Raw genomic sequence first — 9,219 nt, 5'->3', positions numbered from 1 at the left:
TGCGCCATCTCTGTCAGGTGCATCAGCTGCTCCCTGTGGACCTCTGCCAGTCCGGGTCGTCCAGCGGCCACGCGCACACCTTGCCCATGCCGTCGGGCCCGCTGTAGGCGCAGACGTTGCCCTCGGTGCACATCCACGCCCGGGCCGACGCGTGCGCCGCGGTGGGCAGCGCGAGCACGGCGGCGGAGGCGAGGGCGGCGAGACCGCCGATCAGCGCGGTGCGGAGCCCTCGCGCCCCTCGCTCCGCCCGCCCCGGCCGGGTGGTGGGCCTCGCACCCGCCGCGCGGGGGCCGGGTCCGACTAGGGTCGGGATCCCAGCGCAGCCCAGGAGGACCTCCATGACCAGCGAAGCAGCCCCGTTCGACGAGCTGGACCGGAGGATCGTCCGGGCCCTGGTCGACAACGCCAGAGCCAGCTTCGCCGAGATCGGCGCCACCATCGGACTGTCCGCCAGCGCGGTGAAGCGCCGGGTGGACCGGATGCGCCGGGACGGTGTGATCACGGGATTCAGCGCCACGGTCAGGCCGGCCGCCCTGGGGTGGCGCACGGAGGCGTACGTCGAGGTGTACTGCGACAGCGCGGCCCCGCCCCGGCGCCTCGCCGAGGTGGTGCGGGGCTACCCGGAGATCACCGCGGCCATGACGGTGACCGGCGCCGCCGACGCGCTGCTCCACATCCGGGCCACCGACGTCGGGCACTTCGAGGAGGTGCTCGAACGCATCAGGAGCGAGCCGTTCATCCGGAAGACGGTCAGCAGCCTGGTCCTCTCCCACCTGCTGCCGGAGAGCCCGGAGGCCGGTCTGCACCCTTCCGCGTCCGAGGACGCAACGAAGCTGCGCTGAAGCCGCCCGGAACGCAGCGATCGTGCGTACCTGAGCAGCCGATCAGCCTTGTCGCCGACCGCGGCCCCTTCCTACCGTTGAGGCATCCCGATCACCACCCCACCGGAATCGGAGGGGCCGCGCCGTGCCCTCCGCCACCGGTGTCACCCGCGCACCGCACCTGCGCACCGAACACGTGCCGCGGAACCCGTACACCGAACCGGTGCAGCCCCGGTGCCGCGCCCAGGAGAGCCGCCCATGACCACCCCCGCCGCCGTCACCGACCCCGCCGCCGAGGCCACCCCCGCCGGGGCCACCGACGCCGCCCCGGCATCGCGCTCCTCCGCCGAACTGATCCGGGCGGAGGAGCCGGTCGTCGCGCACAACTACCACCCGCTGCCCGTCGTCCTCGCCCGGGCCGAGGGCGTCTGGGTCGAGGACGTCGAGGGCCGGCGCTACCTCGACCTGCTGGCCGGCTACTCGGCGCTCAACTTCGGCCACCGTCACCCCGCCCTGGTCGAGGCCGCACACCGGCAGCTCGACCGGCTCACCCTGACCTCCCGGGCCTTCCACCACGACCGCCTGGCCGGCTTCGCCGAGGGGCTCGCCGAACTCACCGGCCTGGACATGGTGCTGCCGATGAACACCGGCGCCGAGGCGGTGGAGAGCGGCATCAAGCTCGCCCGCAAGTGGGCCTACGAGGTCAAGGGCGTCGCCCCGGACCGGGCGACCATCGTGGTGGCCGCCGGCAACTTCCACGGCCGCACCACCACCATCGTCGGCTTCTCCACCGACGAGACCGCCCGGGCCGGCTTCGGCCCCTTCACCCCGGGCTTCCGCGTCGTCCCCTACAACGACCTCGCCGCCCTCGAGGCCGCCGTCGACGAGACCACGGCCGCCGTACTGATCGAGCCCATTCAGGGCGAGGCCGGCGTCCTCATCCCGGACGACGGCTACCTCACCGGAGTCCGCGAACTCACCCGGCGCGCCGGCTGCCTGTTCATCGCCGACGAGATCCAGTCCGGCCTCGGCCGCACCGGCCGCACCCTCGCCGTCGACCACGAGGACGTCCGGCCGGACGTCCTGCTCCTCGGCAAGGCGCTCGGCGGCGGCATCGTCCCGGTCTCCGCCGTGGTCGCCCGCCGCGAGGTCCTCGGCGTGCTGCGCCCCGGCGAGCACGGCTCCACCTTCGGCGGCAACCCGCTGGCGGCGGCGGTCGGTTCGGCCGTGGTCGAGCTGCTGGCCACCGGCGAGTACCAGCGCCGCGCGGCCGACCTGGGCGAGGTGCTGAGCAGCGGCCTGGCCGCGCTGCAGGGCAACGGCGTCACCGGCTTCCGGGCCCGCGGCCTCTGGGCCGGGGTGGACATCGACCCGGCCCTCGGCACCGGCCGCGAGATCAGCGAGCGGCTCGTGCACGAAGGCGTCCTGGTCAAGGACACCCACGGCGCCACGATCCGGATCGCCCCGCCGCTGACCATCACGCGCGAGGAACTGGAGCAGGCGCTCGCCGCCCTCGGCACCGTCCTCGGACAGCGCGCGTAGTCGCCGCCCGGCCGGTCGTGCCCTCCGGAGCGTGACGTTCCGGAGGGCGGACCGGGTGGTGCGCGGGTTCAGTCCGTGCTGTGGGGGCCGGGCGCGGCGCGCGGTGCGGTGAGGACCTTCAGGGCGACCGACGGGTGGAACAGCGCCGCCGGCGAGGCGGTCATGTTCACCACCCGGACGAACCGGGCCCACACCGCCGCGTCCTTCACCGCGACCTGGAACAGGCGGTCGTTGTACCAGTGCGCGATCCGCGCGCCGAGCGGCTGCCGGCCGGGGTTCCACATGAGGTCGGAGTTGGTCGACAGGGTCCACGGCGGGAGCAGCAGCCGCCCCACCCGCTTCTGGTACGTACGGGCCAGGCCGTCCAGGCCCTCCGCGGGCCGCCGCCGGGCGAGCATCCCGCGCAGCAGGTCCGCCTCCATCGCGGCCACCGTCAGGCCCTGCCCGTAGACGGGGTTGAAGACGCAGACCGCGTCGCCGAGGGCGAGCAGCCGCTCCGGCCAGTTCCGGGCGGCGTGGTACTGGCGCCACTGGTTGTCGAGGTTGGTGTAGCGGTGGGTGGTCTCCTGGACGGTCCGCTGCGCGATCTGTTCGGCGAGGCGGGGATTGCGCAGGCCCTTGGCGAAGGCGAGGTAGCCGTCGTCGTCGGTGGGCGGCTCGTCGTCGAACGCGAACAGCGAGCACGTCCAGCGGTCGTGCTCGACCGCCAGGAGGACGCCGGCCTCCCGCACGCGGGGTGCGGACAGCATCTGGTACGCGATCCGGAAGTCCGCCGGCCGCTCCCCGGAGCGGTCGAAGGTCATCGAGGTGTAGGTGATCTTCGCCCGGACCACCCGCTTCGGCGGCACCGTCACCCCGGCCGCCCGCAGCCACTCCTCCGTCTTGCTGGTGCGTCCGGAGGCGTCCACCACCAGGTCGGCGGTGAGCTCCTCCGGGTCGGCCCCCTGCCGGCCGACCCGGACCCCGGTCACCCGGCCGGACGGGCCGTACAGCAGGCCCTCGCAGCGGGTGGCGGACAGCACCGTCACCTCGGGGAGCGCCAGCACCCGCGCCCGGATCCGCCGCTCCAACTCGTCCCGGGTGAAGCTCTGGATCATGACCCCGGTCCGCGCCCGCGGGGCGAACCCGGTCGGGAGCAGGAAGTCGATCCCCTCCCCGTAGTCGAACACCGGTGCCCCGAGCTCCGCGAGTTCGGCGCGCAGCCCGGGGAACAGCCGCTCCAGCACCTCCCCGCCCTTGGCGAGCATCGCGTGCGCGTGGTAGCCCTGCGGCGCACTGGGATGCGTCCCCGTCCGTTCGTCCACGGCGTCCCGCTCGACGACCACCACCTCGCCGAAGAACTCGGCCAGCACCCGCGCGGTCACGAGCCCCGCGTAGCTGCCGCCGATGACGACGGCCTTTCCCGATGCGTACTTCTTGCCCATACGGCCTCCGCGAGACGGATTCAGAGCGACCCGGGACCACCATGGCGCCAACTGCCGTCATCGTGCACCCGGTTGACGAGAAGTCCACCCGATCGAGGGGCGCAAAAACGTTCGCTCAACCCGGTCGTGCGCCCTCGGTGCACCGGCGGCCGGCGCGGCCGGCCCTACCGGGGGCGGCTCCCCGTGGAGCGGTGCCAGTGGTCGCGGGCCGCCGCCAGCTCCGCCTGCGCCGCCTTGAGTCGGGTGTCCAGCCGGAGCCGTTCGGTGATCTCGGCGAGTTCCGCGCGGGCCCGGTCCCGGTCGGTCGTGTCCGCGCGCACGGCGTCCAGTTCGGCCTCGGCCGCCGCGATCATGACGGTCTGCCGCTTGCGGAAGTCGTTCTCGTCCGCGGCCGCGTTCTGCACCCGGACGGCGAACCGGCGCACGTCCTCCTCGGCGTGGTCGCCGTGCGGGTACGTCCGGTGGTGGACACGGCCGTCCGGGCGGGTCAGGTAGAGGTGCGACGTGCCGCCCGAGTGCTCGTCGCGGACCTGAAGGCCCGCCAGCGGTATCGACGTCCGCTCGAAGGTCACGACGTGCTCGTGCAGGGCGGCCTCGCCGAACCGGACGAGCACGCTGCCGTTCCCCGGATCGCTGAGCCGGTCCAGGTGGCGCTGCGCCGTGCGCACCCGCTGCCGGTGGGCCGCCGTCCTGCGGTGGACCGCCAGCCGGGCCCCGGCCACCTCCCGGCCCGCCGCCCATCCGAGCCGGCGCACCGCCCGCCGCGCCGCCGCGAGCTTCCGCCGCTCGGCCGCGTACGCGCCGCCGAAGGCACGGTCCCAGCCGCCGGGGAAGCTCCACAGCCGCCACCCCACCGAGGCCGCGCCGCCGACGACCACCAGCAGCACCCAGAACACGACGTCCATCCCACCCCTCCCGGTCCAACGCCATCCCGCCCCCGGCGGGCACCGCGTGCGCGTGATACCCCGCCTGCGCGTCCGGATGCATCCCGGCCCACCCGGCCGCCGCCCCGGGCGGGGCGCGGGCAATTCGGTCAGCTGGGCCGGGTGGACGTGAACGCGCGCCGGAAAATGGGTTGCGCTGATCTTGGCGGGCGCTAAGCTCGTACCGTTCCCGCCGCGGCGCTGCCGTGGCACCTGACGCCGTGCCGCTGTGCTTCCGCACCGCCGTACGAGGACTGACGTAGTGACGAAGAGGAGGTGCGTACCAGTGGTTGCCGCCCTGTCGCGGCGCGCCTTCGTGTGCGCGCCATACGCCTCTCTCTTCCGTCACTCGCCCACCGGCTGACGACGCGCCACATCAGGCGCACCGGTGGGCCGTTCCTCAGGAGCCACCGTAGTGCGCGAGCGCTTTTCCGACAGCGATTCCTTCTCCCGTATCCGCCCCAAGGGCGCACCCCGTCGCGGCCGCCGGTCCGAGCGCGACGATCACGAGCCCGAGTTCTACGACTTCGGCGCTTTCTTCGGCAACGACGACCGGTCGTTCCACCCCGAAGACCCCGGCACCCCCGGCACCCCCGACAACCCCGCCTCCCCCGGCAACGACGCCGCCCTCCCGGCCCCGGCCGGCGACGGCCCGCCGGAGGGCGACCGCTGGTCCACCTGGGACCAGTCCACCCCCACCGAGAAGGGGCCCGAGCCGCGCCCCGCGTGGGTGGTGACCGAACTCGCGGCCGTCGACACCGAACTCGGCATCGTCAAGACCGGCAAGGAGGCCGACGTCTTCCTCCTGGAGCGCGGCGTGCCCGGCACCGGGCGGCGCACGCTGATGGCCGCCAAGCGCTACCGCGACGCCCAGCACCGGATGTTCCACCGGGACTCCGGTTACCTGGAGGGCCGCCAGCACAAGGAGTCCCGGATCACCCGGGCCATGGCGAAGCGCACCGCGTTCGGCAAGGAGGCCATCGCCGGGCAGTGGGCCGGCGCCGAGTTCACGGCGCTCTGCCGGCTCTGGTCGGCCGGCGTGGCCGTCCCCTACCCGGTGCAGATCACCGGCACGGAGATCCTGATGGAGTTCGTCGGCGACGAGAACGGGACGGCCGCCCCCCGGCTCGCCCAGCTGCGCGCCGAGGAGGCCGACCTGGAGGACCTCTGGGAGCAGCTCGGCCACAGCCTGGCGCTGCTCGCCCGTGACGGCTACGCGCACGGGGACCTCTCGGCGTACAACATCCTGGTCCACCGGGGCCGGTTGGTGATCATCGACGTGCCGCAGATCGTGGACGTCGTCGCCAACCCGCGCGGGCGCTCCTTCCTGGAGCGCGACGTGCGCAACGTCGGCGCCTGGTTCACCGCCCGCGGCCTGCCCGAGCGGCGGGTCGGCGAGTTGGTCGAGACCCTCGCGTTCGACGCGCGCCTCGGGTGAACCGGTACGGGTGGCCGGTGCCCCCGGCCACCCGCCGCCACCCTCGGTGCCCGCCCTCGGCCTCCGTGTGAGAGGGTCGGCAGCCCGGACGGACAGGAGGCACCGATGGACAGGACCGAGACCGCGGCCGCACCCGGCCCCGGCGGCCGGGTGCTGGTGGTGGACGACGACGCGGCGATCCGGCGCACCCTGGAGCGCGGCCTGCGGCTGAGCGGCTTCTCGGTGACCCTCGCCGAGGACGGCGAGACCGCGCTCGCCCGCCTCACCGGCTCCGGCCCCGCAGCCGTCGGCTCCACTGCCACCGGCTCCACTGCCACCGGCTCCGCCGCCGACGGGGCCGGCCCCGACGTCCTGGTCCTCGACGTGTCGATGCCGGGCATCAGCGGCGCCGAGGTCTGCCGCATCCTCCGCAACCGCGGCGACGACCTGCCCGTCCTGATGCTCTCCGCCCTGGACGAGCCCGCCGACCGGGTGGCCGGGCTCCAGGCGGGCGCGGACGACTACCTGGTGAAGCCGTTCGCGCTGGAGGAACTCGTCCTGCGGCTGCGGGCCCTGCTGCGCCGCCGCCCGCCGCAGCCGCGCGACCTCGTCGTCGCCGGGCCGCTGGTGATCGACCCGGCGACCCGGCAGGCCCGCCTGCACGGCGAGGAACTCCGGCTCACCCGGCGGGAGTTCGAACTGCTCACCCACCTCACCCGCAACGCCGGCCTGGTGCTCTCCCGGGAGGTGCTGCTGGAGCGCGTCTGGGGCTACGACTTCGACGTGCGCAGCGACGCCGTCGACACCTTCGTCAGCTACCTGCGGCGCAAGCTCGAAGCGGGCGGGCGCCCCCGGATGCTGCACACCGTCCGGGGCGTCGGCTTCGTCCTGCGCCTGCCGGACGGCGACGGGCCGGGCCACCGGTGAGGCTCTCCACCCGGATCGCGCTCTGGGCCGCCGCCGTGGTGCCCCTGCTGGTGGTGCTGGCCGGGCTGCTGCTCCTGCCGCTGGTCGGCCGGGACCTGAGGCACCAGCAGGACGCCGGACTCAACGACCGCGCCGCCGCCGTCCTGCCGTCCGTCCGCGCCCTGGTGGCCGCCGACAGCAAGGGCCGCCCCAAGGCCGAGCAGAACCAGCAGCGGAAGGTGCTGGACGCCGCCCTGGACGCCGGTGTCCGGGTGACCGGCGAGGACGGCACGGTCCTGTTGTCGGTGGGCCCGCAGCCCGCCGACGCCGTGGTGCTCCCGGCCGCGCCCGGCGGACCGGCCACCGTGCGCGACCAGGGCACCGCCTGGCGGGTGCTGACCGTCCGGGTCGGCGCCACCGGGACGGGCACCGGCGGCGGCACGCTCTGGGTGATGGCGCCCACGGGGCAGACCGACCGGCAGACCGCCGCCGTGCGGCGCCGTGTCCTGCTCGTGGCGCTGATCGCGGCGCCGGTCTCCGCACTCATTGGGTTCGTCGTCGCCGAGCGGGCGACCGTGCCGCTGCGCCGGCTCAGCCGCCGCGCCGCCACCCTCGACCCGGCGGCCCCGGCCGGTCCGGGCACCCCGGACGGTGTCGACGGGGCCGGCGGTCGTACGGGCACCGGCGCCCCGGCTCACCACGGCTTCGTCGCCGAACGGACCGGGACCGCCGAGGTCGACGAGCTCTCCGCCGCCCTCGCGCTGCTCCTGTCCCGCTACGACGAACAGGCCCGGCGCACCGCCCAGGCCCTGGAAACGGCCCGCTCGTTCTCCTCCGCCGCCTCCCACGAGCTGCGGACCCCGATGATGAGCCTGCGCACCAACCTGGACGTGCTCGCCGCCCACCCGGACCTGCCCGCCGCCGACCGCGCGGAGATCGTCGCCGAGCTGCGCGACGACCACACCCGGATGCTCGACCTGCTCACCGCGCTGAGCACGCTGGCCCGCGGCGACCTGGTCCAGCTGGACGCGTTCCGGTCGGTGGACCTCGCCGAGCTCACCGACGCCGAGGTCGCCGAGGCCGGGCGGCGCCACCCGCAGGCGGCCTTCACGGTGGACGCACCGGGGGAGGTGCGGGTGTTCGGCTGGGAGCCGGGCCTGCGGATCATGCTCGCCAACCTGCTCGGCAACGCCGCCGTCCACGGCCGCAACGGGCAGGAGCCGGCGCAGGTCACGGTCCGCCTCGCGGCCGGGGCCGGCTGTGCGCTGCTCACCGTGGACGACCGCGGTCCCGGCGTCGCGCCGGCCGAGCGGGAGGCGGTGTTCGGGCGCTTCCACCGTCGGCGCGACAGCCCCGGCTCGGGTCTCGGCCTCACCCTGGTCGCCCAGCAGGCCGCCCTGCACCGCGGCACCGTCCGGATCACCACCGCGCCCGGCGGCTCCGGCTGCCGGCTGGAGGTCCGGCTGCCGCTGCCCCGCCCGGACGCGCCGACCGTCGAGCTGCCGGCCCGCCGCGACTGGATCACCGGCACCGGCCACTGACCACCGCCCACCCCGCGCCCCTGCACCGGAAGGCCCCTACGGCAAGCCCCTACGCCGAGCCCCCACGGCAAGCCCCCAGGTCAAAACCCCTTCCCGAGGCCCGCCTTCCCGCCGTCCCCGCTCCGTGGACCCGTTCCACAAGGAATCCACAAGAAGCCGTCCTACGCTCCTCGCGACCGTCCCGGCACCGGGACCCGCACCTGCGAAAGGACGCCCCATGCCCGTCAACCGCACGTCCACCCGCCGTCGGGCCGCCGCCCTCGGCGCGCTCGCCCTCGCCGGCTCCCTCCTCGCCGCCGCGCCCGCGTACGCCGACGGAAGCAACGGCTCGCCCTCGGGTGCCCCGACCACCGCGGCGACGCCGAAGGACGACGGCGCGAAGCACATCTGCAAGCGCCTGCCCAAGACCGAGGAGCGGATCACCAAGGCGCTGAACCGGTTCAACGGGGACGCCACCGTGGTCGGCTCGGTCGCCCGCCTCCAGCAGCGGGTCACGGACGCCAAGGCGGCCGGCCACACCGAGATCGAGACCTACCTGACCAACCGGCTATGGTCGCGCCGGGGATCGAGATCTACAACGCCTGCACGGCTTCCTCGGGCTACTGCAAGGGGCACGGCACGTCCGATGCGACGGCGCTGGTGTCG

General features: G+C 74.7%; 9 protein-coding genes. 6 read left to right on the top strand and 3 right to left on the bottom strand.

The window, feature by feature from the left end; all coding sequences use genetic code 11:
* Positions 1-22 precede the first annotated feature (22 nt).
* Complete coding sequence (locus ABZ885_RS30215; RefSeq protein WP_360195441.1) at positions 23-340, bottom strand: peptidase inhibitor family I36 protein; 318 nt, start codon at positions 338-340, stop codon at positions 23-25.
* On the opposite strand from ABZ885_RS30215, the gene ABZ885_RS30210 reads away from it, so the two are divergent.
* On the top strand, positions 339-842 hold the full coding sequence (locus ABZ885_RS30210; RefSeq protein WP_360195438.1) for an Lrp/AsnC family transcriptional regulator: 504 nt from the start codon (positions 339-341) through the stop codon (positions 840-842). The genes ABZ885_RS30215 and ABZ885_RS30210 overlap by 2 nt on opposite strands.
* Positions 843-1,079: 237 nt before the next feature.
* A complete protein-coding gene (gene rocD, locus ABZ885_RS30205; RefSeq protein ID WP_360195435.1) occupies positions 1,080-2,363 on the top strand; it encodes an ornithine--oxo-acid transaminase in 1,284 nt (427 codons plus the stop codon).
* A 68-nt stretch (positions 2,364-2,431) separates the two neighbouring features.
* Here the strand turns inward: rocD and ABZ885_RS30200 are convergent, their stop codons facing one another.
* Together ABZ885_RS30200 and ABZ885_RS30195 are read right to left on the bottom strand one after the other, a co-directional pair.
* Positions 2,432-3,787: an FAD-dependent monooxygenase gene (locus tag ABZ885_RS30200; protein ID WP_360195432.1), complete on the bottom strand. Its 1,356-nt coding sequence runs from the start codon at positions 3,785-3,787 to the stop codon at positions 2,432-2,434.
* Between the two features lie 164 nt (positions 3,788-3,951).
* Positions 3,952-4,692 carry a hypothetical protein gene (locus tag ABZ885_RS30195; RefSeq protein ID WP_360195429.1) on the bottom strand — a complete coding sequence of 247 codons (741 nt, stop codon included), beginning with the start codon at positions 4,690-4,692 and terminating at the stop codon, positions 3,952-3,954.
* Between the two features lie 433 nt (positions 4,693-5,125).
* On the opposite strand from ABZ885_RS30195, the gene ABZ885_RS30190 reads away from it, so the two are divergent.
* From ABZ885_RS30190 to ABZ885_RS30175, 4 genes are all read left to right on the top strand, one after another.
* A complete protein-coding gene (locus tag ABZ885_RS30190) occupies positions 5,126-6,148 on the top strand; it encodes an RIO1 family regulatory kinase/ATPase (protein ID WP_360195426.1) in 1,023 nt (340 codons plus the stop codon).
* A gap of 105 nt (positions 6,149-6,253) precedes the next feature.
* Entirely contained in the window at positions 6,254-7,054 is an 801-nt protein-coding gene (locus ABZ885_RS30185; RefSeq protein WP_360195423.1) for a response regulator transcription factor, read from the top strand.
* On the top strand, positions 7,051-8,574 hold the full coding sequence (locus ABZ885_RS30180) for a HAMP domain-containing sensor histidine kinase (protein ID WP_360195420.1): 1,524 nt from the start codon (positions 7,051-7,053) through the stop codon (positions 8,572-8,574). Before ABZ885_RS30185 ends, ABZ885_RS30180 begins: the two co-directional genes overlap by 4 nt.
* A gap of 217 nt (positions 8,575-8,791) precedes the next feature.
* Positions 8,792-9,219: hypothetical protein (locus ABZ885_RS30175; protein WP_360195417.1), on the top strand; the 428-nt coding region annotated here is incomplete at its 3' end.

Origin of the sequence: Kitasatospora sp. NPDC047058 (genome assembly GCF_040643935.1) — a bacterium.
Lineage (GTDB): Bacteria > Actinomycetota > Actinomycetes > Streptomycetales > Streptomycetaceae > Kitasatospora.
The sequence above is the reverse complement of the archived record's forward strand: the minus strand, read 5'-3'. Positions and strand labels throughout refer to the sequence as shown.